Origin of the sequence: Falseniella ignava (genome assembly GCF_002847645.1) — a bacterium.
Classification (GTDB): domain Bacteria; phylum Bacillota; class Bacilli; order Lactobacillales; family Aerococcaceae; genus Falseniella; species Falseniella ignava.
The window spans coordinates 1-24,113 of sequence record NZ_PKHE01000021.1; the positions used below are offsets into that span (position 1 = coordinate 1).

The window sequence follows — 24,113 nt, forward strand, 5'->3', positions numbered from 1 at the left end:
CGAGCCATTTGGCAAGCTGCATTTGTCGCCTCAAACAAAGATCCTGCTTTATCTGAGTATTATCAATCTCTAAGAGCTAGAGGCAAGCATCATGGAACTGCGATAGGCGCAGTTTGTCGAAAACTTGTTAATATAATCTTTGCAGTTTGGACTAATGATAAACCTTACGAAGTAAGGCATCACTCAAATAAAGAACAAGAATAAGTCTAATTTAAAAATTTAAAAAATTAGGCTTATTTGTCATGCATAAATTTATTAGTATCACCACTTTCAAAGGTCGAAGCTCAACATAAAATATACTCTAAATTATGTTGACATTTTTATAGCTGGCTTATAATAGATATCACCTGCTAATTCAAGCAGATGATATCCGTAAAATTTAAATTTATTGAGTAACTTGAGTATTCCATAAAAATGGCATTTGCAGATATGTCAATCCTTCAATATTTTTATTTGCTACAATAAAGCTCTTATACTGTGCAAAAACATTGGATGAAATATAATCATTATAAATAAATTGTAATAAATCATGATAAACAGCTTTCTGTTCTGCTTCATCGACCGCTTCTTTTACTAATTCGATTTTTTCGATAAATGTCTCATCCGTCGCATTTGACCACGAAGGTGTCAATGATAATACTTGCTGTGGTAGTACCTGATAACCATTACTTGTAATAAAAATATCCCAATTTGAGGTATCTTCTTTACGTTCCATAAATGTTGGGAAATCATATGCGTCTATTTTTGCATTGATACCAATATTGGTCAGCTGTTGCTGCAAGGCAACTGTCGCATTATACATTTCAAGATAATCCGGTGTTGTTAATAGAACAATTTCTTCTCCGTTATAGCTTGATTCTGCTAATAATTTTTTAGCTCCCTCAACATCTTTTTTATTGTAATAGTCTAAAGCAGGTACCTCTCCCCAGATAACATGATCTGGGTTCATATAGTTTGGATTCACGTCGAAAAGACTAGAATTTCCATAACCTGCTTGACCTATTGCATCATTATCAATACCCATTTCAATCGCTCGACGCACTTGTAAGTCTGCTAGCGGACCCTCTGTAACATTTAAACTTGCTACTAGAGTTCCTCCTCCACTCGTTAAAATCTGTAAGTCAGGATTAGATTCCATCATTTCATAGTTATCACTTGGAATATCTTCCGCAATATCATATGTTCCTGATAAGATCCCAGCAACACGAGTTCCCGAATCAGGAACAATATGATAATAAATATTTTGTGTTAAAGGTTCTCGACGACCAGCATAACCGCTTGGTTCTTCTTCACGAGGTTGATAGTCTTCATTTGCTACCAGATGAACATATTGATCATGTTTCCAATCTTCAAAACGGTATGGCCCTGTCCCAATATATTCTGTTACGCCGTTATCTCCTGCCGCATCAATTGCCGCTTTAGGGCGAATTGCAGGGAATGTTGGTCTTGAAGCCATGATTGTCACTAAATCTTTTGCCGGTTCAGAAAATGAAGCTTTTACCGTATAATCGTCGACAACTTCAAAATTTCCACCTTTTAATAAATTCTTAGCTCTGTCTGATGTATTTAACCAATAGTTCATTGAAGCTGCCACATCGGAAGCCTTCATTTCTTCTCCGTTATGGAATTTGACACCTTGACGAAGTGTAAAAGTATATTCTGTCATATCATCATTAACTTCATATCCTTCAGCTAACATCGGTTGAGGATTAAATTCCTCATCCATCGTGTAGAGTGTCTCATAAATATGCAACCCAATATTTAATGCAACGTTCGCTACCGTTCTTGGTGGATCCATTGAAGGAGGTTCAGCTGTCATTGCAACATTAATTGTATCTTTATATTCTTGCGCATGGAATATTGGTAAACTTCCAGATAGAATCAAAATGATACTACTTATCATAGTGATGATTCGTTTCATATTTTTCATATTTCTCTCCTTTATACTTTAATTGAGTATGATACCATTGATGCTTTGTGGTAACCTACCACATACGCATTACCGAGACTTAACGATCAAGCACGAACATACATTGTTACCACCCCTCCCATTATTGTTAATATTATCACATTCAACCTATCAGTGCATGCTTTTGAACTGACACATTTTATTGTTTTAGCAGCAAAAAAGCAAGAGATGTTTCCGCATCCCTTGCTTAGTACATGTTGCAAAAATGAACTTGAATAGTTTGATGACTCAATCCATTCAACATTCTTAGTTTTGCGATAATGCGGGGCTACCGCTACAATTATTGATACGCCATTTGATCGATTGGCTCAATTAAGCATGCTACTCAATACACCAATAATCAAAAAAACGTTAAGCAAAAGCTCGACGTCTGATTAAAAATAATTTCCGTGTCTTTTGCCCACAAGCTAGGAGCTCCTTGATCAGTTGTTTGGGCAACAACCCATCAGAGTGATAGACTTCTTCAACCTATCCCCAATGCAGTTTAGTGCACTTCGGCCAATAATCCTTTCAAGCTGATGCTCTACTTATATTATCAGCAACCTCACCCTAGTTTGTTCATCTAATTGTTACTTCATCATAGTATGGTTTGTATTTCTTGTCAAGTTAGCCTGGCGCCATACCACCGTACAGGTGGTCATGGCGGCTAACTTTATTTTTAAACTACTCATTTTGCCCGCCTCTAGGGAGAAATGTCTGAAGTAACGGCACCATTAAACTCGCCACAAATCCTCCCGCAAACCCGTTATTATAAAGGTTCAATCCGCCGTGGACAATCCCCACATTCGATGCAATCGCCTTATGGAGCATCCCTGCTAAAATACCTACCATAAAGCCATATTCTCCACTAATCGGGGCGATGGTCGTACCAAACAATCCAATCAATAATGACGTTGTATTCGATGTGCCATACATATTCAACATCGATATCATCATCACACCCAAGAAAATTGGCAAGCAATTTTTCGGGTGTTTACCAAAAGCACCAAAAGCGATGACGGTTAAAATTCCTCCGATTAGCGGACCGTTAATGATGCCACCATTGATTTTGACATAGGCAAGACATAGCCACGCCAAGAACCCCATATTGATTAAGACAATGCCTTTACCATAATCTTGAACATAATCGGAGGATGTTTTCCCAGTTCGAGTAAGCAATTCCCGGTACCCCCGCCAGCCTCGATTCACGATCAGACCATAGACGGTTAAGAACAGCCCCATTATCGCGACAAAGGTCGTCGCTATAGTATCATTTTCTAAATATAGATGGCTAACACTATCCACTGGTAAATCGAACATGCGCAGGGCTCCTCGCAAGGCTAAGCCAATCACACCAATTGTAAAGCCGATATTATACAAGTTATAGCCCTTGTGGAAGTTCAACATGTGCCCCGCTAACGGAATCACAATCATACCAATTAAGACTCCCACTAGGATTGCAGCAGGAATTGAGATCCATAGTGGCCACTCTAGTCCCAAAGCGATATAGCTGACCGCCGGCGAAATCCCTGTCACAAAGCACGCCACATGAACTTGTTGAGAAAATGGAATGCCTTGGTATTTCGTATAAAGATACACGCCCATAATTAATGGGATGGAGTTCAAAATATGCTTACCAAAAAAGCCAAACCCTAAAACTGTTAATAGTCCGGCAATTAAGATCCCCGTTAATTCGGATTTTAAATAATGGGCCAGCGCAACCATCATTAAATAAACTAACGCGCTATTGACAAAGGCAGCACCCACCCCACCAATCAACATATAATCACTAATCAATTGACTTGGAGACAGCGTAATTTGCCATAGTCCTTGTAGAATACTAGCCCCATCTTGCGCAAAGAACCCTGCCACAAGTACTAGAATACCCAATAAATAAAAATCTAAATAACGAAATGATGATTGCTCAACTTGGTTCATACTTCCACTCCTTCTTACTAGTCCCTCTATTATACGTTGCCTTAAGTATCGTGTAAATAGACCGGTAATCGCCTGAAGAATTTGTGCTATAATATTTAAAAATTCCGACATACGAGGAGTAGACAGATGGAAGCCATTCTTATTGATCAAGCCTTAAGACTCGTTCCTTATTATCCCTGCCCTGAAGTAACCCTCGAATGGTATCAAGATCCACAATTATGCTTACAAGTGGATCATACTACCACCCCCTATACACTCGAAGTCCTTGAAAAGATGTATCACTATTTATCGACCCACGGCCGGTGTTATTATATTGAATATTTGGGGCAACTCACTGGAGATATTTCTCTGCTAGATAACGGTGAATTGTGCATCGTCGTCGCTCCTGAATTCCAAAATCAACACCTTGGACGACGGAGTGTTCAAGCAATCCTTGAATTGGCTGAGCGTTGTGGTTTTGAAGAAGTCCATGCTAACGTTTATCGCTTCAATCACCAAAGCCAGCGAATGTTCGAAGCAATTGGCTTTGAGCGTGTCGCTGAAGAGTGGTATCAGTATCGGTTGGAACAGGACTAAATCAAATGATTTTCAATCACTTGCTGCTGATAATCGAATGTGTTCAGCTGTAAATAATAAGCTGCACTATCTGCTAATGCCTGACCAGGGGTTAGCCCGATAATCTCACTGCTTAATACCGAAACACCATATCGTTTTGCTTCGAGTTTGATGCATTCGAACACTCGGTAGAGGGGTAGCTGTTGCGTATCTGTCATATTCATTGAGACTTGTGCGATTTGTTGGTCCTCCAGCATCACACCGATCGCTTTACAGTGCTTAAAGCCCCCACTCGAACCACGGACAGTGCGCGCTATTTCTTGGGCAATCGATAAATCCGCCGTATTTAAATTCACATTGAAAGCGACCAGTGGCTGACGGACACCCACAGCCGTCACTCCTGCTGTAGGGTGAGGCACACTCGGTCCATAATCGGGCTGCCACTCCGGTTGTTGTAACTTTTGCGTCATTCCCTCGAATTCCCCTTTTCGGATTCGCGCTAAATTTCGGCGTTCTGGTACTGACGCCGCCGCTTCATACAGGAAAATGGGGAGTGCAAGCCCTTCGGATGCTCGCTCTCCAATACGCTTAGCGACTTCAACGCATTCTTCCGTTGTAATTCCTTTCAGTGGAATCAGCGGGCAGACATCCATCGCACCCATCCGCGGATGCTCACCTTGATGTGCGGTTAAATCAATTTGCTCCACCGCATAACGCATCAATCGTACTGCAATTTCCTCGATGCCCGCCGGATTGCCAATCAAAGTAACCACCGTTCGATGGTGGCTTGCGTCGGATGACGCATCGATCAATGTAACTCCTTCGACCGATTGTGCCACATCGAGTAACCCTTCAATAACTTTTGCGTCGCGCCCCTCACTAAAATTCGGCACACACTGAATTAACTGACCCATCTCGTCCCTCCATCACTTTATTCTTTCCTTGAGTGTAGCATATTCCTTCTAATAACCAAATGCGTTACAATTAAAGTAGCACGCTACTTCAATGTATAGCGTAAAATAGAATGAGGTGTGAATATGAAAATTGGAGTCCTATCCGATACACATGGTTCCTATATCCAAACGAAAAAAGCGTTAGAAGCCTTGGGTGATTGCGATTATCTCCCACACTTAGGTGATGTACTTTATCATGGTCCTCGCAATCCAGTCTATGCTACTTATGAACCGGCTAAGTTAGCTGAATTTTTAGTAGGACGTGACATTACTTTTATTAAAGGGAATTGCGACGCTGATGTGGATAGCATGGTTACGAAACAAGATTTGTCGAACAAGGAAGCATTGCTTCGTTGGGGTGACGTGGTCATTTATGCTGTCCATGGTTACGAAGAGACTCTTGAGGAGCGACTTGACCGTGCCAAATCACTCGGTGCCAATACGGTCCTATTTGGTCACAGCCATATCAAGTCAATCGATCAAATCGATGGACTGACCGTAATCAACCCTGGATCGACCACCTTGCCAAAGGATGGCAGTTGTTCATGCGCTCTATACGAAAACAGCCAATGGTCACTCATTTCATTAAGCGATGCAGAGTAGAAACCTCGGTGTTTCTACTCTTATTTTGTTTTAATTGGTTCTGCGGGAGTTTTAATGAGGGTAATTGTTCAGCTCTGCTCTTTCAGTTGAACAAACTTGGACGGATTGTTCAACTCTGCTCTTTCAGTTGAACAAAATTGGGCGAATTGTTCAGCTTAGCTCTTCGAGATGAACAAAATTGGGCGAATTGTTCACCTCAACACACCTCAGATGGAGTTCCACCCTCATTAACTCCAACTCAACACACCTCAGATGGAGTTCCACCCTCAATAACTCCAACTCAACACACCTCAGATGGAGTTCCACCCTCATTAACTCCAACTCAACACGCCTCAGATGGAGTTCCGACAACAATAACTCCAGCTCAGCCCTACTCAGATGAAGTTCCCACAACAATAACTCCGGCTCAGCCCTACTCAGATGGAGTTCCACCGGCAACAACCACCCCCCCGACTGACTGTTCACACTATCTCCACCTACCATTTGGCACAAATTCCGTGACCCCAACCAATTTTCCCCACATAAAAAAGCCCCAGCTTCACACTGAGGCTCAACTAACATTCGAGTGTCGCTTACTTCGAACGGTTATTGATGTTAATAGCGCCGGAGCGGCCGCCAATCGTAATTTGGTCTCCTAGCTCGATTGCTCCACTCAATAACATTTCACTCAATTCGTCTTCGATTTGTTTTTGGATCGCGCGACGGATTGGGCGGGCACCGTATTCTGGATCGAAGCCAGCATCCGCAATGATATCCACCGCTGTGTCAGTTACACGGGCAGAAATTTCAAGGTCTTCAAGACGATTGATAATTTCTTGCGCCTGAAGTTTAACAATTTCACGAATTTCTTCTTTAGATAGGGGTTTGAAGACAATCGTTTCATCAATACGGTTGATAAATTCCGGACGGAACGTCTTCTTCACTTCCTCATGGATTCGTGCCGCCATTGCATCGTAGTCGTTCGAATAATCGACCGCGCCAAATCCTACAGATTTGTCATCGCGCAAGGCGGTTGCGCCCAAGTTCGACGTCATAATAAAGATGGTATTACGGAAGTCCACTCGACGACCTTTACCGTCGGTCATATGCCCATCGTCAAAAGCTTGTAGCAAGATATTGAAGACATCCGGGTGCGCCTTTTCAACTTCATCTAATAGAATGACCGAGTAAGGTTTGTTACGAACTTTCTCCGTCAATTGACCTGCTTCATCATAGCCCACGTAACCTGGAGGTGAACCAACTAGTCTCGATACGCTATGTTTCTCCATATATTCTGACATGTCCACGCGAATCATATTATCCTCACTACCGAAAATGGTCGCAGCCAACGCTTTCGCTAACTCTGTCTTACCTACCCCTGTTGGACCCAAGAATAAGAATGATCCGATCGGACGATTTGGGTTTTTCAAGCCAGAATAAGCTCGGCGAATCGCACGAGAGACCGCACTGACAGCCTCATCTTGACCAATTACGCGCTCGTGCAACTCAGCTTCAAGATTAATTAGGCGCTGAGACTCTGCCAAGTCCATCTGCTGAACTGGGATACCCGTTGCTAAGGAGATCACCTCAGCAATATCTTCCTTAGTGACTTTCAACACTTCAGGCGAAGCTTGATCTTGAGCCGCTTCTTGGATTAGCCCGTCCATATCTTTCTCCAATTTCTTTTCTTGTTCACGAATTTGTTGAGCCTTCTCGAAATTACGCTCTAAAATCGCCGCTTCTTTCCGTGTATTCAAGTCATTCAAGTCGCTACGCAAACGTGTCAACTCTGTCGCTTCTTGTGTCGCATCAATCCGAACCTTCGCTGATGCCTCGTCCATTAAGTCAATGGCTTTATCCGGCAGACGACGGTCAGTCATGTAACGCATACTCATCTTCACCGCTGCATTGACCGCTTCTTCAGTAATCTCGACTTGATGATGTTGCTCGTATTTCTCTTTCAGACCATTAATAATTAAAATCGACTCTTCCTCATTCGGCTCATCAATCTGAACTCGAGAGAAACGACGCTCTAGTGCGGCATCTTTTTCAATATGTTTTTGATATTCATCTAGCGTTGTCGCGCCAATTACTTGGATCTCACCACGCGCTAAAGCAGGTTTCAAGATATTGGCCGCATCAATCGCACCTTCAGCCGATCCTGCACCAATTAGCGTATGAATCTCATCGATAAAGAGAATCACTTGACCATCTTGGGTCATCTCTTCGATAATCTTCTTCATGCGCTCTTCAAATTCACCACGATACTTCGTTCCAGCTACTAGCGAACCAGTATCGAGCATCATCAGGCGCTTGTCCTTAATATTATCCGGCACGGTACCATCCACTAAACGTTGCGCAAACCCTTCAACGACTGCTGTTTTACCAACACCGGGCTCCCCAACCAATACGGGGTTATTTTTCGTACGACGACTAATAATTTGGATCATTCGGCGGACTTCATTCTTACGTCCTACGACCGGGTCCAATTTACCAGACCGGGCTAATTCAGTTAAATCACGCGCTAGACTATCTAGCGTCGGCGTCGTTGAATCACTTGTTGCCCCTTCATTCCGCTGATTTGAACCATTGCCCCCTTGCGCACGACGACGTTGGCGACGCCCCTCTTGCCCATGCTCACCATGACCTTCAAGGCCAATCACTTTGTAGATTGCTTTGCGTAAATCTTGTAAATCAACCCCTATATTGTGTAACATCGCAGTTGCTAGAACTTCTTCTTTCAACATACCAAGTAACAAATGCTCTGTACCCACACGAGATACACCTAAACGCTTCGCATCATTTGATGCATTCATAATAATTTTCTTCGAACGTGGGCTGTATGGAATTACAATCTCACCGGCAGTTCTTGGCATGGCTGTCCGACCATGAATCATCTCTAATTCTTTCAATAGGACATCATACGTTGCGCCTGCTTCACGCAACACATTCCCAGCAATCCCTTGTTCTTCGCGCGCTAAACCAAGCAAAATATGCTCGGTTCCTACCGCTTGGTGGCGCAAGTAATAAGCTTGTTCCGCCGCATAAATCATGGCTTGCCTTGCACTCTCTGTAAATAATTCTTCAAACATGTTCTCACCTCGTTAAGATTTTATGTTATTGCAACCTCTGCTTTTCAACAGGGCATCGGTTTAATAAATATAACGCAATTGCATCAACATCTGCTTCAAAAGCATTGCGCGCAACTCATCCTCTTGCGTTGATAACCCCGATAAAAATTCCGGATCAATCATCGAGAACATTAAGATGGCTTCACGCTGATCAATAATCTCATCTTCCAGCAAAGTATTAATAATCGTAGTGGCATTGCGATAGGTAATAGCTGAGCCAATCAAGGCAGCCATCTCCTCAAGCGCATGCGCATCGTCGATCACCTCGACCTTTAATATACGGATATAACCGCCACCCCCACGCTTACTTTCTACCATATAACCGTGTTCCTGGGTAAAGCGAGTGTTAATCACATAATTGATTTGCGAAGGTACACAATCAAAGCGCTCCGCAATATCTGACCGCTTAATCTCAACTGTCGAGCGACTCGCTAGAATTTCTTTCAAATAAGCCTCAATAACATCCGACATACTGCGCCGTACCATTGTATCCCTCCTATCCAATTATTTCGATGAGCCATTCACTGACCTTTCTTGACCATTATATCATCTTCCATCCCTTTTGCAAATTAGATGCCTAGCGACACGCTTGACTCATCAAATTGAATATCTCACCTTCACCCCGAATCATTCATCATATTGAGCATATAATCAGAAAATATATCTCATCAAAGCCTATGGTATCGCTAAAGTTAAATTTAATTTTATTAAAAATAAATATTTTGTTGTTTTTATATTGACATATCAATTTACGCACCCTTACAATAGGTCTTAAGAAACCAGTTTCAACGAGTTAGATAAGTTAGATGAGAGGAGGTACTACCTTGAATATTGACTGGGTTAGGTTAGAAGAACTACTTGCAGAGTGTGACTTAACGAAATATCAACTTGCCGAACTTATTCATTATTCCCCAACAACAGTTTATCGATGTTTTAACGGTGAGCGCAATCCAAGCTATGATTTTATGAATTGCATTATCCGCGAGCTCGCGCTCACCCATAGTGAAATACAGGAAATATTCTTTGCTAACTAATCTCCTTGATACAAAGCAACGTGCACAATGCATGTAATTTACTTTGCTTTGAATTATGATGCTTTCACCATCATCAAGCTGTACTTCCCTTTAATTTAGACGGCATTCTACTCACACCAATCTTGCGATGTGACGTTCTCGCTAAATCTTCATCCACAAGAATGCCCGTCCGTGCGCATTCCTCGCGCATGACCTCAACCGAGCCTGCGAACCCTTCCCAGGCTCTTCTCTATTATTAATACTTCTCTCATATCAATCCCAACGCACCACATTAATCGATACAACCATCACAGGAGGTTATCTATGGATCATCAATACTACTACCACGAGCACCTATTACGTTTATTTGCTCCTTTAGTGTATAAGACGCTCGCCCGGTGTAATATTCATTCTGCGCATATCCATTATGACGACTACTGGCAAGAGCTGCGTATCAAACTCTTGCAAATTGCTCAAAACTTTGACGGACAGCCCCTTACTAATGACGATGATCGGTACCGATTCACCGCCTATGCTCAGCGAGGACTGTACTGGCACTTAATTGATTTGATTCGACGCGATCAACGGGTCCTCGCTCGTCAAGAGACCCCTGAAGACTTACAAGCATTTCTTGAAAATCTCAGCGAACCAGAGAACATTCATCAAGCACCCCCATCGATCGCATCAATGTACATTACACGCTTTATCGAACAAGCGCGCCATCATCTCTCAGAAGAAGAATATCAACTCTTCCTATTACTGACGACCGAAGTCGGGACCTATACCGAAATCGCTGAAATACTCGGAATCACACGCGAAAATCTCTATAAGCGTCGCGTCCAACTTCGACGCAAACTCCACCCCTTAAAATATTTATTGAAAAAATAGTTCCATTTTATTCACTCCCACCCTTTCTATAGATGTCAGCTCGAGCTGATACTAACTCAAAGGAGGAATTCGAATGAAACGAGAATTCACAAATAGCCGTCTAGTCTTAGGGACACTGAACCCCCTTACCGATAAGAAAAGTCGCATTAGTTTGAACAACTTGACAGAAGATGCTCCAGGAGATGCGGTCCAAGCCATTCGTGACACACTCGATCAGTTAACGGAAGATTCCGTCGAGAACGTCTCTGCCGTTGTTACTTACGAATACCGATAAGATATAAGGAGGAAGCGCGATGAAAACTACTTCACACGTACTCGAATTACAATTCAAAGATGAATTAGGTAAAGCTACCAAGATCAGCATTAAAAACCCTACCCAAGGTATCAATGCTGATACCGCGAAGACGTCTCTCGAGACGATCAGTCAACAAAAAGTCTTCCGTGGTAAGAATGGCTTGAATTACCACGAACCAGCTGGCGCACGTTACGTCACCCGTCAAGTCGATACGATTTATCAGCCGAATTAATCCCTTACCCTTAATCCCAACGGACATACGTCCGTCATGATAGCGAGAATCACATCACAACCCAAGACTGTAGCCTACCCGAGAGAAGTAGTCTACAGTCTTTTCTATCAGGAGGTTTTACTATGACTTGGATTGAACTCGGCACCATCCTTAGTACAGTGATGGTAGCCTTTACCTTTATTACGAAAGCCATTCAATTGATTACCGCCATTCATCAGCTGATATTACGCATCGACCAATTAACGACACAAGTCGAACAACACGCAGAGCGCATCAATCGACTCGAACAAGGAGGTTGTTATTATGTTGCTGGATAATCGACACTATGACACACTGAAGTGGATTGCCTTAATCTTGCTGCCGGCCTTAGCAGTTTTAGTCGGAGGCTTGGGCGACCTCTACCAGATTACTTATCGCGATCAAGCCGTCCAGACGATTAACTTACTGGCGACCTTTCTCGGCGCCCTCTTACAGATCTCTAGCCATCACTACCATCAATCCTAACCATCATCCCCGAAGAGATTCCTCAATTTAGGAACGCTTCGGGGATTTATTTCGTAATCCGCGAAAGACCTCTTCCATTTAAGCGAAATCATGATATGATGTCGGAGAGGGACAATAATTGTCCATTGTACATAAGATTTTATATTTTACATAACACCCTGAACATCTCTTTATCTCGGATGAACTCGAAAGTTCCAAGCCAGATCCAATCATCTTCCAGAAGATTGAACAACAACTCAACTAAAACTCGACGAAATCCTCTATATTGGAGACAGTTGGCCGAATGACGTTGATGGTAGCACCCAAGCCGGCTGGGACGCAATCTGGTATACCCATAACCCGGAAGGTGATTATCCATACCAAGCCAAAAATTATCAAGAAATTAAAAAGTGTATTGAAAAAATATTAAACTCATTTACTCATTTTCCTTCATAATCGTATTTCTAATCTTTTTACATCATAATTTCAAGGGTGAAACCTCAGAGAGAGCTATTATTTTATTATTACGCCTTTATTTAAAATAAAACTATGCTATACTATGATATAAACATTGTATCCGTTTGCATAATTTATTCTTATATAGAAAGGACATATCGTATGAAAAAATTAATAGTCACTGTGTTTCTTGTATCTTTCCTCGCTTTACCTATTAGTGAGGTAAATGCTCAGCATTATGGCACCGAAGACTTTGTTGATATAATCACAGATATGATGACGGTCAAAAAGAGAATATCAAATGAGAAAAATAAACCTAAAGATGAAGACTATGAAATTATTAAATATGAAGATATAATGAGAGAACGTGAAGGTATGAAAGATACGAGACATACTTTTTACGCTGAAGTACAACAATACGAAGAAGAAAAAGACTTTCCTTTTTCCTTTGGCTTAGTAATGCGTAATGGAAAGATTGATCAAGCCTATTATGTTGTTTTTATGGATTTGCCTGATAAACGGTTAATGAAAGGCGATAATCTTGATTTATACGGTACCCTCCATGGAATCTATACTTACGAAACAGTCATAGGTGGAACTAAGACTGTACCCGTATTTTTCGTTGAGAAAGTATTAGTGCAAGGAATTGACTACTAAGTTTCGCTTTATTTTTATAATTTAAAACTGTGAGCACTCGTTCGAGTGACTCACAGTTTTTTATTCTTAGTTAAATACACTTGCCCTGGGTATCCTTAACAGAATACTTCTGCTAATTCCACTTATACAACAAAACTCATTACTCAGCTTCTAACTTAAAACTATCCGCTACAATCAAAACAGTAGATAGATTATGTAAGGTTGCTAACATCGACCCTGACATCCACCCCATCAAACCAAGCCCAATTAAGGATGTATTAATCCCAATCGCTCGATGTAAGTTGCGAGATAGTTGATGGTCGAGGCGTTGATTCAAGTCCTTCAAAGTGTAAAGGGAAGATAAATCATCATTGATAAAGATTATATCGCTAACTTGACGAGCAATATCAGATGCCTCTCCCATCACTACTCCGATATCCGCCTGCGTAATGGCAATGGAATCATTCAGACCGTCCCCAATCATTAACACATTATGCCCTGCCTGCTGCGCTGCCTCGATATACGCTACTTTATCTTGTGGCGTGACCTGTGTCTTGACCTCATCAAAATCTACGGTCTCTTGTAACAACTTCGCTCTTTCAGGAGTATCTCCGGTTAATAAGACAATCCGCTTACCTTCAGATTTTAGTCGTGATAAGACTTCTATTGCATTCTCTCGTAGTGGCGTATCGATGCAAAAGATCGCAATTAACTCTTTTGCTCGAGCTAAATACAGTAAATTATACAAATCTCGATAATCATCTGCAAATTCTATCTGCTCTTGAGTTAAACAGACCCCTTCGGAATGGATAAACGCTTCACTTCCAATTAAAACTTCATCGCCATCAATGGAAGATTTGATTCCTCGTGATGCTATATGTACCAGGGGTCCATGCATCTCTTCGTGAGTAATACCTTCATCACGTGCTTTATCAACCACCGCTTGTGCAATCGGATGATAGAGATGTTCTTCCAGACAGGCCCCAATCGAAAGAACTTCTTGATAACTATGCCCTGCAAATGGTGCAACTTTCGCTATAGATAATTTAGACTCTGTGAGCGTCCCCGTCTTATCAAAGACAAAGGTATCAATCTTTCCATATAAATCAAGATTATTTGATCCCTTAATAATCACTCCCGCTTCCATAGCTTCACGAAGTGCCGTCAAGTATGTCACAGACGTTGACAGTTTGATGGCACATGAGAAGTCGACCAGCAAGAATGATAACGCCTTGCCCCAATTCCGGGTAAGGAAGTAGGTGATCGCTAATCCTAGAAAATTATATTTTACGAGGCTGTCTGCACGATGATAGAGTCTTGCTTGATTGGCGGATTGCGCTCCCAACGATTGATGGATTGCTTTTACCAGCTCCTCAAGACGACTATTAAAGACTGCATCTGTGACTTCTACAACAATCTCGCCAGATTCTAGCGTCGTATTAGAATAAACTTCATCGCCAACTTGTCTCGGCACCGGGAACGGTTCTCCAGTTAAATTACTTTCTTGAGTTGATCCACCCCCGCGAATAATTCGTCCATCAAAGTGAATTTGCTCACCTTCTTGAATTACAATATGATCACCAACTTGAATATGCTGGGTCATAACTTGGTAACGTCGACCTTGCTCATTCTCTACCCAAATTAGAAGGTGCTCTTGATCTAAACTGGAAGTTAAGTCGTGAATTGACTTCGATATGGTCCACTCGTCCAGTCGTTCACCTAATTCTAAAATAAACATAATTCGACCCGCTGATGCTACTTCACCTAATCCAATAGAGGCAAATACCGCTGCACAGTCTAGCACTTCTATTGTTAATTGACCCCGTCTCAAATAACGCCATGCTTCCAGTAAATATAGAGTACTTTTACCGAGTGTCCAATAAATTCTTAGCGATTTAGGTACACAGAGTAGATAGACCCAGCGCTTACATAGCTGACTCGTCACGATCTTTCCGGGATTCAAAGCTGTAAATTCTTGCTTATCTTGATAGATATGGTACAGCTCGTCCACATTGATGCAATCTAACCAAGCCAGGACTTCATCGCGTTCCCCTGGTTCGTAATATACAGATAGACGATGCTCATTTAAATAGAATTTCACGCGTTGAATCGCAGAATGTTGTTGTGCCAATTCAAGTAAATAACTTTGAACAGCGGGAGTACATTTAAAAGAAACTTCAAGACGGATGCGGCCAGTATTCTCCCTTAGGATAAGCCACTTAATTCCTTTATTCACTCCACTCATCATCTTCATCTATTTGCTCAATCGCCTCAAGTTGCTTCTCGTGCGCATATACGTCTTTAGCCTCTTCATATAAATCTTCAGCTTCTTGTTTAACATTAGATACAACCGTATTTACACCATCAACCGCATGCATTCCTTTAGCCAATGCATTTACGTATATTTCACGGGCACCTTGACTTCCTAATACTTGACGGGCCAGACTAGCGAATATTGCGCCTCCAGCAAATAAACCTACACCTTTTGTCCCTTTTAAAATAGTTTTTAACTTCATAATTTTTCCTCCTTACTTATTTTTGTTAATATTAATTATACCTTAATCTAAATAAAAAGAGTATGATTATAGCTACCAAAAAAATGTGAGCACTCGACCGAGTGACTCACAGTTTTTATTTGCGTTTAACGTTGCTTTAGTTCGCTTTCCAATTGTTCAATTAGCGCCAAGATTTCTTTACGAAAGGCCTTCAGTTCTTGTTGCCCTCGCTTAATCTTCGACTGCACGCTCAAGTCTATAAAGGTGTTATCAACCCATATATCCCAGAAATGATCACGGAGACGATCACTTACGGCACTTGGTATCACTAATGCTACATCCGCTAATTCAGACTGTAACCGTGTTACTGATCTTTCCATGGCCTCGATCGCTCGATTCGCCTGCCGAATTTTCCGGCGTTTCAAATAACTAGAAAGACGCTTACCTTTCCATAAGTCAATCCAACCCCATCTCGAAGCTCGCTTCAGCGCAGCCAATGCGATATCCACTTGCTTCAACGTAGCATAGCTCGCCTCAAGCGCTTCTTGTAGCTCTTTAGAACGGTTCATTAATGATCACTCCTCTTACACACACTTGTATCACTAAGATTATTGTATCATGATAATATAAGAAAGCTCAAAGACAAAGACTTTGAGCTGAGACTCTTAAAAATGATCAGTTCAATAATATATAGGTTGATGAAAAATTTTTTCATCGACCCTATTTAACAATGATTCTAATAATATTTCATGATTTTTACATGGTTCCAAAAACATTTTCCTTTATATTTAGTATACTAAAATAAGTGTTTATTTTTCCAATTGTTTCATTATATATTCATATAAATCTTTATCTTCCGAAAATGTTGGTATATCCTTATTTTCATTATCGTTCCGAGCTTCATAATCATAATATATAGCTCGCCAACCTGCTTCTATTGCCCCTATTACATCGTTTTCCAGATTGTCTCCAATGTATACAATGGATGATGGGTCGAGATTTAATTTCTCGCTCACATAATCAAATATTTTTCTATCTGGTTTTGATACTGATAAATCACCCGAAATAAAAATTTCGTCATCATTAAAAAATTTATCCAATTTTAAATTTTTAATTTTCTTTCTTTGATTATCACCAGGACCATTGGTAAGAAGAAATATTTTTATATCATCTCTTTCAACAAGGTCTAAGAGGATTTTTTCCATAAACTGACGTAATTGAACATGTTTTTTTTGATAATCATAAATAGCTTGGAATATCTTCGCTTGGTCTATATCTATATCAATATTTAGTTCTTTAAAAGCATCAACAAACCGATCCAATTGATACTCATCAAATGTTTTTTCCCCAGACATAAACTTTTGATATTCGACAAGAGAACATTCTTGATATACTAAATTAAATTTTTCAAATTCCACATTAGACTTAACAACATATCTTGTTACCAAATCGTATGCCGATTGGTATATTAAATCTCTATCATATAGAGTGTCATCCATGTCAAATCCAATTGCCTTTATTCCATTCATTTAACTCATCCTATCCTATATTTATCACTAAACAAAATCTTAACATACTCCCACTAAAGTTTCTATCGACGTCATGATTCATTAAAAATGTTTGATTATTTTAAAGCATTATACATCAAGAAGTTCAACTTATTTGAAATTCATAAGGTAGCATAAATAAAAATCAAAAAGGTTATGAGCATTAGAACCCATAACCTTTCATCTTACATTCTAAGTCATTCTAAATCGATTTTAACAATCGCATTTGTCATTCCTTTAATTCTATTCTAGCCCTTCGTCAGGTTTAATATTATTCCAAATAGGTTTAAGACCCATTAAGTCTTCTACCGTACCAACTTTTTGTCCCTTAGAATAATATCCGTCTAAAATTCCTAATTTTTGGAAGATTGTTTGTTTATATGCAATTTCCGCATTCCATTCTACAATATCAATAATTTGTAGAGCTTTATTAAATGCTTCTATCCCATCTTCACCTTCAGTTAAGATTAACACTCCGTGACTATCTAGAAGCCATTCTTTGGGTAATTCAGGGTCTTTTTCTAATTCTTCTTTGACAATTTCAGCAAGTTCAACCGTTGTGTTTGGCGCAAAATCTAAAACTTTAATGTCTCGAACTTTCTGAGTAGACTCCGTCAAATTCGGCATTGGCAATCCACTTGTAGCCCAAAACATTGCTCCTGGGGCGTGAGCATGGAAAACACATTTAATATCTGGATTCGTTGTATAACAAGCCATATGCATATTAAATTCTCGTGTAAGTGACCCTTCGCCAGCTACAACTTTTTGAGTTTCAAAATCAACCACTAATACTTGTGAAGGTGAGATTTCTCCATGATATGCTTCCGACATCATCGATGGTGTCATAATTACATATTTTTTCCCATCTCTGTCTTCAGTTAAGAAAGAAAAGTTTCCACCTGCTGTATTTGTATTTTTTCTTTTATAAGTAACCTCTACTGCGTGCGCCATTGCTTTACGTTCTGGTTCAAACATTATTATGCCTTTTGCCATTATAAAAATCCCCCTTGTTATTTTTTCCAATTCTGATTCAATTTGTCGTAAAACTCTTTTTTCTCTCTCATTTTCTCGTCATATTCCGCAAATAAAACATTATATCCTTTTTTCGAAATTAAGAAAGCGAGTAGGATAGCTACAAAATTAACAATAATATTTTGAGTAGCTAATCCATATAAAAACAAAATACAAGTTAAAAACAATATTAGCATCCATTGAAATTTTTTATTCATTTATTTTTGCATATCTTTCTGATGGTAACTGAACTTTATTCATATCTTTATTTAACCAATAGAAGCATAGCAAGAATGCTACTAGTCCGATCAATGCCCATACTTTACCCGTAAAGGCTTCTGCTAAAAATATTCTAAGTTCTGGTAACTCAATACTTGCCCAACTTATCATATTTCCTTCAGGAACATCTACGGCACCAGTAGTTTTTGCTAAACCTGTTAAAATTGGTGCCAGGTAAGAAGAGCCATAAATATAAATTGGCATGGTAATCACACCTAAAATTAACATTCTATATAAGTTACCTCCAGTAAGAAGTAATCCACCTACTGCAATTGAATAGTTTAGAACACTAGCAATTGGTAGAACCATACTTCCAGGTAAAATCAATGAATATCCAATAAAGATTGGTACCATTAAGATTAAAGTAACCCAAACTTCTGAACGACCACCTAATACAGGCCAATCCATCCCAATGTAAATTTCTCTGTCGTTAAAACGTTTCTTCATGAAATCTGACATTGCATCTGACAATGGTGAAAGTGATTGCATAAATAATTTACTTACCATAGGGAATAAAGTCATAGCCGTTCCAACTTGAATACCTAAGTTTAAAGCATCTGAAATACTATATGATCCAGCTAATGCTAACACAAAACCAATAATAAAGCCCATCACAGAGTTTTCAGAGAAGATACCTATTTTTTGACGCAATGAATCAGTATCTGCTTTTACGTTAAGGAATGGAATCTTATCCATTAATTTGTTAATCGGCATCATGAATGCTGCTGATAAGTTCATCGGATGAGTAACGGTTACCAAAGGAATACCTGTTAAATCTTCAACATGTCTTTGGAACATATCTCCTAATTTTAACTCTAGTGCAATTTGAACAACAGCTGCTAAGAACCCTGCCCATAGTTGACCACTTACGAAGTATACGATGTAGGCCGTTAATGCTTTACCCCAAACGTTCCACATATCTACGTTTAAAGTTTTTGTCAAATTAAAAGAGAGCATAATTATATTAACAATAATTTGAACTGCAAAAAAAGCAAATGCATAAACCCATGACCAAGTAATTGATGCAGCTGCGGTCCACCCCATATCGATAGCTGGAAGAGAAATACCAGTACTTTCTGCTAAAGCAGCAGTTGCTGGCGTAACAGCTGAAGACATAAAACCAATTACCATGTTCATTCCTGTAAAAGCGATACCCAATGTTAGTGCTGACTGAAATGCTCTTTTAACTGGCATTTTTGCTAATAATCCTAAAATGAAAATTACAATAGGAACAAACACTGCCGCCCCTAAATTCAGAATCCATTGGATAGCTGTTTCAAACCAACCCATATTTACTCCTCCTATTTTTTCGTAGATTCTACGATTTTTTCATAAACTTCCTGGTCTCCCATTCCTGTTAAAAATGGAATACCTGGATAAACATCAACATTTAATCTTTCCGCTTCATCTAGTACAGCTTGATCTGGTTTTGCAATGTATACATATATACTTGCATTTCTTAATTCACTTAAAATTGACTTATAATCTACAGCTTCTACTGGAAAATGAATCCCGTCATTCTCAAAACGATTCTTTATTTTTTCTGCTATCGTAGTGCTTGTTGCTACACCACTACCACATGCAACAATAAGTTTTCGTGCCATACTTCTATACCTACCTTTTCATTTTAATATTATATTTAGAGCGCATTTATAATTTCTTCAATGTCTTTTGCTTTTGTTAATTTTTCAACAAAATCTTCATTCATGAATAATTCCATCAACTCAGATAGTAGCCCTACCTGGGATTTTGAATCATTAATTCCAAGAAAGAAAAAGTACTCGCTTTCCATCGGCTCGTTATCTCCCATTTGTCTAATAGCAATTTTGCTTTCGTTCTTTGCAAAATATACAAAAGGCTTCACAATGTGTTCTGGATCAGTATGTGGAATTCCTATGTTTAGATTTTGAGTTTTTAATCCTGTAGGAAATTCTTGTTCACGAGCTCTAACTGCTTTGGCATAACTTCCTTTAACATATTCATCAGACAATTCTTTAGCTATCTGATCCACTAGTTCATCAAAAGATGAAACATTAAATGTAAACTGTTTATTACCGGTAATCAATAACTCTTTTAACATCTATAAATTTTCACCTCTCTTTCAAAAAGAACATAAAACAAACATTACAGTCATTATAACGCTTCATTTTCATCGTGTCAACGTTTCCATTGTTCGAATTGTGTGATATAATGTTTTTATATTGTTCGATTCAGTCATAAATTGTTATATAGGAGGCTTTAATGAAAAGAAATCGACAGAAAAAAATTCTCCATCTTCTAGAAAGTCATAATTTTTTAAAAGTTGAGGAGCTAGCAGAATACTTTAATGTCTCTACTATGACAATTAGAAGAGATATAACCGAGTTGCACGAGAAAAACCTAATAATTAAAGTTCATGGTGGTGCCCAATATAAATCAAACATTTTAACGCACCAACAAAAAATTAATCGAAATATTGAAGAAAAGAATTACATTGGGTGTATCATGAATGATTTAATTAATTCAGAAGATGTTGTGTTTTTAGGAGCTGGGACCACAATAGCTGTTGCTGCACAACAGTTAAAAAAGAAAAATATTTATATTTTAACAAACAACCTCCAAGCGTTTAATCAACTTGATTTAATGGGATTTAATAATATTTATTTAACAGGTGGGGAATATTTCTCCCCTACAAGTGAATTTATCGGTGAGCATTGTGAGAGAATCGTTTATGACTTTAATATTGATATTTCATTTTTAGCTACTAATGGTATTTTAAATTCTGATGTTACAACTTCTAAACCTAGCTTAGCAAGAATTCAAAACTTAGTACTTCAATCGGCACAGAAGAATTATTTATTAGCTGATCATTCAAAATTTGATGTCTCAGATGTGTATACTTTTTCAAGGTTAGATGACTTTGATGGAGTGATAACGGATAATAAAATAGATCAAAATATATATAATAAATATAGAAAATTAACAAATATTATAAATTAAGGAGGCAATAGAAATGATATTAACAATTACTTTGAATCCATCCATGGATTATGTATATAGAAGAGATACTTTTGTATTAGGAGAGCATAACCGATTTGAAAACCCTCATAAAATGCCAGGGGGCAAAGGCATTAATGCTGCACGAGCAATTTCATATCTGGGTGGAGATGTTATCTGTTTTACTACATTAGCCGGATTAAACGGCGAACATATTAAAACAATGCTGGATAGCGAAAAATTTACTTATATTAACCACGAGATAAACGGCGAATCAAGAAATGCAATAACAGTTATGCATGATGGAGCCAAGCAAACTGAAATAGTAGAGGCTGGACCTGAATTGTCCACCAAAGAAGAAAAAGAAATATTCGATCAAATTGATTTAATTTTAAATAATAACAGCTACAAAGTTGTCACGATTAATGGTTCTGTTAATTCAAGAAATGACTCCTTATATCTTAATTTGCTTAAAAAGATAAAAAATGAACATCCAGATATATTTCTACTAATGGATGTTTCCGGACAACAACTAAAAAATATTGTAAATTCTAAAGATATCCATCCTTATTTTATTAAACCAAACATCGTGGAGTTCTCTGAACTTGTTAATAAAGAATTTGCAGATAAAGATGAATTGATTCATTTTCTAAAAAATTTTGATACTAATATTAATCTTTTACTAATTTCTTGTGGTGAGCATGGAGCTGTCGTTAAGTATAAAGATAATATATATAATGTTGAAATCCCTAAAGTGAAAGTTGTAAACCCTACTGGATCGGGAGACTCAACGGTTGCTGGTGTAGCATACGCTATTGATAATGATTATGATTTTGAATCTATGATAAAATTAGCCATGGCTTCAGGAATGTCAAATGCTATGGAAAAAGGTGTCGGAGTTGTTAACAAAGAAGTAGTTAGCGAATTAATCAAAAAAATATCAGTAGATTTAATTGTATAAGATATAGTTGGCGAAATTTATGCTATTTTCGCCAACTTTTTTAATATACATCGATGTTCTGAAAATCTTCCCCCTCCCAGGTGCTTTTAATTGACAAATCCTTGTGAAGTTCTTTTCATATAATCAATAAATACAAGGAGTGATATTATGACGAAAATGCAAGCAGCAAGATGGCATAATGCCAAAGATGTTCGTGTTGAGGAAGTAGATATCCCTGAGGTAGGCCCTGGACAAATGAAAGTCGCCGTAGCTTATACAGGGATCTGTGGAACGGACTTACATGAATACTTAGCAGGACCTATCTTCATTCCTCAAGGTCAACCGCATCCACTTTCAGGAGATCAAGCACCAATCACTTTAGGACATGAGTTCTGTGGGGAAGTTGTTGAAGTTGGAGAAGGTGTGGAAAATGTTAAACCTGGTGACCGCGTTGTAATCGAACCAATTATTGCAGAACATGGCTTAATTGGCGATTATAACTTAGACCCGAACTTAAACTTCGTCGGTCTTGCAGCTAACGGCGGTTTCGCAGAATACTGTGTCTGTGATGCGGAATTAGCACATATTATCCCTGAAGGACTATCTTATCGACAAGCAGCATTGACCGAACCTGCAGCGGTTGCTCTTTATGCAGTTCGTCAATCAGCCCTTCAAGCAGGCGATACTGCAGCGGTCTTTGGTTGCGGTCCAATCGGTTTATTAGTCATCGAAGCGCTTAAAGCAGCAGGTGCTTCTAAGATTTATGCGATTGAATTATCTGAAGAGCGTCAAGCAAAAGCTGAAGAATTAGGCGCAATTGTTGTTCGTCCAGAAGGCGACGAAAGTATTGTTGAAGCATTACATCGCATCAATGGCGGTGGTGTCGATGTTTCTTACGAAGTCACAGGTGTCCCTGTTGTCTTGAAACAATCCATCGAAGCAGTACGTAAAGCCGGTGAAGCAATGATCGTTTCAATCTGGGAACAAGAAGCCAGCTTACATCCTAATGAATTCGCTATTGGTGAAAAGACTATGAAAGGAATTATTGGTTACCGTCACGTCTTCCCGAAAGTGCTTGAATTAATGGAGAATGGCTACTTCCCAGCTGACAAATTAGTGACTAAAGAAATTAAATTAGCTGATATTGTCGAAGAAGGCTTTACCGAATTAACCAAAGACAAATCTCAAGTGAAAATCTTAGTTTCACCTAAATAATTAAACCTCACATCGACCCTGAATTTATCTCAGGGTCTTTTCTATTCCAACAAAAAACCAACCCAAACGATAAAGGGTTGGTTGACTAGTTATTTTAACCAACATGTATATTTAGTATAATGTTTAGTCTTGCAACACCCAGTGATTCGGTCGGACTTCTTCCCAACGGGTTCCAATCGTAATTTCGGCTGGAATGCGATGTTCCTTATTGGCTCGTCGCAAGCGGGCTTCACGCGGATCCGGAAGCGGGATGGCTTCCAAATTTTATATACAATTCCTATATAATACTGTTTCTTTAATCTCAATTAAAACACAAAATATTTCAAATAAATCATTTGAATAACAATTTTGTTAAGCGTTTTCTCGAAATGGTGGCGCCAATATTAGATTATCAATTTGGTAATATTTACACTTTTATTAAAATAGCACTCTATTTATTCACATCGATAGATTGGTGGATTCTATAATCAACTTAGCCACCAAAAATAAAAACATCACGTGAATTTCATGCTATATTGAAGTTACCACAACTCTCAATAG

27 protein-coding genes, 1 pseudogene and 1 riboswitch are annotated in these 24,113 nt (G+C 39.1%); of the genes and pseudogenes, 13 read left to right on the forward strand and 15 right to left on the reverse strand.

Annotated elements, in window-relative coordinates; all coding sequences use genetic code 11:
• A pseudogene (locus CYJ57_RS06685) lies at nucleotides 1–204 on the forward strand (IS110 family transposase); the annotation flags it as partial.
• Between the two features lie 181 nt (nucleotides 205–385).
• Here the strand turns inward: CYJ57_RS06685 and CYJ57_RS06690 are convergent.
• Together CYJ57_RS06690 and CYJ57_RS06695 are read right to left on the reverse strand one after the other, a co-directional pair.
• Complete coding sequence (locus tag CYJ57_RS06690) at nucleotides 386–1,930, reverse strand: ABC transporter substrate-binding protein (protein WP_101954631.1); 1,545 nt, start codon at nucleotides 1,928–1,930, stop codon at nucleotides 386–388.
• Between the two features lie 442 nt (nucleotides 1,931–2,372).
• Nucleotides 2,373–2,525: riboswitch (Lysine riboswitch) on the reverse strand.
• 107 nt (nucleotides 2,526–2,632) lie between these two features.
• On the reverse strand, nucleotides 2,633–3,886 hold the full coding sequence (locus CYJ57_RS06695; protein ID WP_180764433.1) for a DUF1576 domain-containing protein: 1,254 nt from the start codon (nucleotides 3,884–3,886) through the stop codon (nucleotides 2,633–2,635).
• Nucleotides 3,887–4,012: 126 nt separating this feature from the next.
• On the opposite strand from CYJ57_RS06695, the gene CYJ57_RS06700 reads away from it, so the two are divergent.
• Entirely contained in the window at nucleotides 4,013–4,462 is a 450-nt protein-coding gene (locus tag CYJ57_RS06700; RefSeq protein WP_101954633.1) for a GNAT family N-acetyltransferase, read from the forward strand.
• Here the strand turns inward: CYJ57_RS06700 and ftcD are convergent.
• The gene (gene ftcD / locus CYJ57_RS06705) at nucleotides 4,459–5,355 is read right to left on the reverse strand and encodes a glutamate formimidoyltransferase (RefSeq protein WP_101954634.1); all 897 of its coding nucleotides are present in this window, start codon (nucleotides 5,353–5,355) and stop codon (nucleotides 4,459–4,461) included. The two genes, CYJ57_RS06700 and ftcD, sit on opposite strands and share 4 nt — an antisense overlap.
• 123 nt (nucleotides 5,356–5,478) lie before the next feature.
• Between ftcD and yfcE the strand changes: the two genes are divergently transcribed.
• Nucleotides 5,479–5,997, forward strand: a complete 519-nt coding sequence (gene yfcE / locus CYJ57_RS06710) for a phosphodiesterase (protein ID WP_101954635.1) — start codon at nucleotides 5,479–5,481, stop codon at nucleotides 5,995–5,997.
• Nucleotides 5,998–6,147: 150 nt separating this feature from the next.
• On the opposite strand, the gene CYJ57_RS06715 is transcribed toward yfcE, so the two are convergent.
• The 3 genes from CYJ57_RS06715 to CYJ57_RS06725 all read right to left on the reverse strand — a co-directional run bounded on the left by CYJ57_RS06715 (nucleotide 6,148) and on the right by CYJ57_RS06725 (nucleotide 9,593).
• Nucleotides 6,148–6,462 (reverse strand): hypothetical protein, encoded by a 315-nt coding sequence (locus CYJ57_RS06715; protein WP_143826753.1) that lies wholly within the window; start codon nucleotides 6,460–6,462, stop codon nucleotides 6,148–6,150.
• A 107-nt stretch (nucleotides 6,463–6,569) separates the two neighbouring features.
• On the reverse strand, nucleotides 6,570–9,068 hold the full coding sequence (locus tag CYJ57_RS06720; RefSeq protein ID WP_101954637.1) for an ATP-dependent Clp protease ATP-binding subunit: 2,499 nt from the start codon (nucleotides 9,066–9,068) through the stop codon (nucleotides 6,570–6,572).
• A gap of 60 nt (nucleotides 9,069–9,128) precedes the next feature.
• The gene (locus CYJ57_RS06725) at nucleotides 9,129–9,593 is read right to left on the reverse strand and encodes a CtsR family transcriptional regulator (RefSeq protein ID WP_101954638.1); all 465 of its coding nucleotides are present in this window, start codon (nucleotides 9,591–9,593) and stop codon (nucleotides 9,129–9,131) included.
• 320 nt (nucleotides 9,594–9,913) lie between these two features.
• Here CYJ57_RS06725 and CYJ57_RS08105 point away from each other — a divergent pair, with 320 nt between their 5' ends.
• From CYJ57_RS08105 to CYJ57_RS06760, 7 genes are all read left to right on the forward strand, one after another.
• Nucleotides 9,914–10,141, forward strand: coding sequence for a helix-turn-helix domain-containing protein (locus CYJ57_RS08105; protein ID WP_083857174.1), 228 nt, complete (start codon nucleotides 9,914–9,916; stop codon nucleotides 10,139–10,141).
• A gap of 303 nt (nucleotides 10,142–10,444) precedes the next feature.
• Nucleotides 10,445–11,008: a sigma-70 family RNA polymerase sigma factor gene (locus tag CYJ57_RS06735; RefSeq protein WP_101954639.1), complete on the forward strand. Its 564-nt coding sequence runs from the start codon at nucleotides 10,445–10,447 to the stop codon at nucleotides 11,006–11,008.
• A 73-nt stretch (nucleotides 11,009–11,081) separates the two neighbouring features.
• Nucleotides 11,082–11,282: a DUF1659 domain-containing protein gene (locus tag CYJ57_RS06740; protein ID WP_006701648.1), complete on the forward strand. Its 201-nt coding sequence runs from the start codon at nucleotides 11,082–11,084 to the stop codon at nucleotides 11,280–11,282.
• Between the two features lie 19 nt (nucleotides 11,283–11,301).
• On the forward strand, nucleotides 11,302–11,535 hold the full coding sequence (locus CYJ57_RS06745) for a DUF2922 domain-containing protein (RefSeq protein WP_101954640.1): 234 nt from the start codon (nucleotides 11,302–11,304) through the stop codon (nucleotides 11,533–11,535).
• A gap of 122 nt (nucleotides 11,536–11,657) precedes the next feature.
• On the forward strand, nucleotides 11,658–11,852 hold the full coding sequence (locus tag CYJ57_RS06750) for a hypothetical protein (protein ID WP_006701646.1): 195 nt from the start codon (nucleotides 11,658–11,660) through the stop codon (nucleotides 11,850–11,852).
• Nucleotides 11,839–12,039, forward strand: a complete 201-nt coding sequence (locus tag CYJ57_RS06755; RefSeq protein ID WP_006701645.1) for a phage holin — start codon at nucleotides 11,839–11,841, stop codon at nucleotides 12,037–12,039. The genes CYJ57_RS06750 and CYJ57_RS06755 overlap by 14 nt, the downstream gene beginning before the upstream one ends.
• Nucleotides 12,040–12,636: 597 nt before the next feature.
• Nucleotides 12,637–13,131 (forward strand): hypothetical protein, encoded by a 495-nt coding sequence (locus CYJ57_RS06760; protein WP_101954641.1) that lies wholly within the window; start codon nucleotides 12,637–12,639, stop codon nucleotides 13,129–13,131.
• A 139-nt stretch (nucleotides 13,132–13,270) separates the two neighbouring features.
• Here CYJ57_RS06760 and CYJ57_RS06765 read toward each other — a convergent pair whose 3' ends face one another.
• From CYJ57_RS06765 to CYJ57_RS06805, 8 genes are all read right to left on the reverse strand, one after another.
• Nucleotides 13,271–15,346, reverse strand: coding sequence for a heavy metal translocating P-type ATPase (locus CYJ57_RS06765; RefSeq protein ID WP_180764434.1), 2,076 nt, complete (start codon nucleotides 15,344–15,346; stop codon nucleotides 13,271–13,273).
• Nucleotides 15,339–15,626 carry a DUF6110 family protein gene (locus tag CYJ57_RS06770; RefSeq protein WP_101954643.1) on the reverse strand — a complete coding sequence of 96 codons (288 nt, stop codon included), beginning with the start codon at nucleotides 15,624–15,626 and terminating at the stop codon, nucleotides 15,339–15,341. Before CYJ57_RS06770 ends, CYJ57_RS06765 begins: the two co-directional genes overlap by 8 nt.
• 125 nt (nucleotides 15,627–15,751) lie before the next feature.
• Nucleotides 15,752–16,174, reverse strand: a complete 423-nt coding sequence (locus tag CYJ57_RS06775) for a hypothetical protein (RefSeq protein ID WP_101954644.1) — start codon at nucleotides 16,172–16,174, stop codon at nucleotides 15,752–15,754.
• A gap of 240 nt (nucleotides 16,175–16,414) precedes the next feature.
• Nucleotides 16,415–17,134, reverse strand: coding sequence for an HAD family hydrolase (locus CYJ57_RS06780; RefSeq protein WP_101954645.1), 720 nt, complete (start codon nucleotides 17,132–17,134; stop codon nucleotides 16,415–16,417).
• A 261-nt stretch (nucleotides 17,135–17,395) separates the two neighbouring features.
• Entirely contained in the window at nucleotides 17,396–18,145 is a 750-nt protein-coding gene (locus CYJ57_RS06785) for a class II aldolase/adducin family protein (protein ID WP_101954646.1), read from the reverse strand.
• 228 nt (nucleotides 18,146–18,373) lie between these two features.
• Nucleotides 18,374–19,732 carry a PTS galactitol transporter subunit IIC gene (locus tag CYJ57_RS06795; protein ID WP_101954648.1) on the reverse strand — a complete coding sequence of 453 codons (1,359 nt, stop codon included), beginning with the start codon at nucleotides 19,730–19,732 and terminating at the stop codon, nucleotides 18,374–18,376.
• 11 nt (nucleotides 19,733–19,743) lie between these two features.
• Nucleotides 19,744–20,046 carry a PTS sugar transporter subunit IIB gene (locus CYJ57_RS06800; RefSeq protein WP_101954649.1) on the reverse strand — a complete coding sequence of 101 codons (303 nt, stop codon included), beginning with the start codon at nucleotides 20,044–20,046 and terminating at the stop codon, nucleotides 19,744–19,746.
• Nucleotides 20,047–20,081: 35 nt separating this feature from the next.
• Nucleotides 20,082–20,522, reverse strand: coding sequence for a PTS sugar transporter subunit IIA (locus CYJ57_RS06805; protein ID WP_101954650.1), 441 nt, complete (start codon nucleotides 20,520–20,522; stop codon nucleotides 20,082–20,084).
• A gap of 161 nt (nucleotides 20,523–20,683) precedes the next feature.
• Here CYJ57_RS06805 and CYJ57_RS06810 point away from each other — a divergent pair, with 161 nt between their 5' ends.
• The 3 genes from CYJ57_RS06810 (at nucleotide 20,684) to CYJ57_RS06820 (ending at nucleotide 23,573) form a co-directional block, all read left to right on the forward strand.
• Nucleotides 20,684–21,421 (forward strand): DeoR/GlpR family DNA-binding transcription regulator, encoded by a 738-nt coding sequence (locus tag CYJ57_RS06810; protein WP_101954651.1) that lies wholly within the window; start codon nucleotides 20,684–20,686, stop codon nucleotides 21,419–21,421.
• Between the two features lie 13 nt (nucleotides 21,422–21,434).
• Nucleotides 21,435–22,379, forward strand: coding sequence for a 1-phosphofructokinase family hexose kinase (locus CYJ57_RS06815; protein WP_101954652.1), 945 nt, complete (start codon nucleotides 21,435–21,437; stop codon nucleotides 22,377–22,379).
• A 147-nt stretch (nucleotides 22,380–22,526) separates the two neighbouring features.
• Nucleotides 22,527–23,573, forward strand: a complete 1,047-nt coding sequence (locus CYJ57_RS06820; protein ID WP_101954653.1) for a 2,3-butanediol dehydrogenase — start codon at nucleotides 22,527–22,529, stop codon at nucleotides 23,571–23,573.
• 123 nt (nucleotides 23,574–23,696) lie between these two features.
• Here CYJ57_RS06820 and CYJ57_RS06825 read toward each other — a convergent pair whose 3' ends face one another.
• Entirely contained in the window at nucleotides 23,697–23,834 is a 138-nt protein-coding gene (locus CYJ57_RS06825) for a hypothetical protein (protein WP_180764435.1), read from the reverse strand.
• Nucleotides 23,835–24,113 lie beyond the last annotated feature (279 nt).